1 protein-coding gene is annotated in these 1,433 nt (G+C 64.5%); it reads right to left on the reverse strand.

The window, feature by feature from the left end; genetic code table 11:
* A partial coding sequence (xsc, locus tag AC1RDJ_RS28365) for a sulfoacetaldehyde acetyltransferase (protein WP_493029452.1) occupies positions 1–1,433 on the reverse strand: 1,433 nt, incomplete at both ends.

A 1,433-nucleotide genomic window follows, 5' to 3' on the forward strand; every position in this document is an offset into this window, starting at 1 on the left:
AAGCTCTGGTTGTCGAGCTCGCCGGCGACGAAGCGGCGGTTGTAGAAATCCACCTGGTTTTTCTTTTCCGCGCCCCACTGGCGGTTGTGGAACACCACGGCCGTCACGGGAATGTTGTGGCGCACGCAGGTCATCGTTTCCATCAGGCTCATGCCCCAGGCGCCGTCGCCCGCATACGACACGGCCGGACGGTGCGGCGCGGCCACCTTGGCGCCGATGATGGTCGGGAAGGCATAGCCGCAGTTGCCAAAGCTCATCGCCGCAAAGAAGCTGCGCGGCTTTTCGAAGCGCAGATAGCTGTTCGCCACCGAGTTGATGTTGCCGATGTCGGTCGACACCATCACGTCTTCCGGCATGGCTTTTTCCAGCTCGCGCAAGACCTGGCGCGGGTGCAGGTAGTTGCCCGGCTCTTTCTTCTGCTCTTCGATCATGTCCAGGCTGTACGCATCCTTTTCATGCGTCCAGTTCGTCAATTCCTCTTCCCACGCCGCCTTCTCGGCCTGCACGGTGGCATAGCGTTCTTCGCGCGTGGCGTCGCAATCGAGCGTCTTGCCGTCCAGGCGGGCCAGGATGGCCTTGGCGGCCGCCTTGGCGTCGCCGCAGATGCCCACCGAAATCTTCTTGACCAGGCCCAGCATCTTGTTGTCGGCATCGATCTGGATGATCTTGGCGTTCTTCGGCCAGTAATCCATGCCGTGCTGCGGCAGGGTGCCGAACGGTCCCAGGCGCGAACCCAAGGCCACGACGACGTCGGCCTGGGCGATCAGTTTCATCGCCGCCTTGGAACCCTGGTAGCCCAGCGGGCCGCACCACAGCGGATGGCTGGCGGGGAACGAGTCGTTATGCAGGTAGCTGTTGACCACCGGCGCGCCCAGGCGCTCGGCCAGGGCCTTGCACTCCTCGATGGCGTCGCCCATGACGACGCCGCCGCCCGAGATGATGACGGGGAACTTGGCTTGCGCCAGCAGTTCGGCCGCATCGTTCAGGCTTTGCTCGCCGCCGGCGCCGCGGTCGAGGCGGTTCGGTTTCGGGATCTCGGCCTTGATTTCGCCATAGAAATAGTCGCGCGGGATATTCAGTTGCGTCGGCCCCATTTCCGACATGGCGCGGTCGAAGCAGCGGCCCGTGAATTCGGCCATGCGGGCCGGATTCGTCACGTGGCCCTGGTATTTGGTGAATTCCTCGAACATCGGCAGCTGGTTCGCTTCCTGGAAGCCGCCCAGGCCCATGCTCATCGTGCCGGTCTCCGGCGTAATGATGACGACCGGCGTGTGCGCCCAGTAGGCGGCGGCGATGGCCGTGACGCAATTGCTGATGCCGGGGCCGTTCTGGCCGATGACCACGCCATGGCGGCCCGAGACGCGGGCGTAACCGTCGGCCATGTGACCGGCGCCCTGCTCGTGCACGACGGGGATCAAGCGGATGCCGGCCGG

This window comes from Janthinobacterium sp. GW822-FHT07H10 (assembly GCF_058798675.1).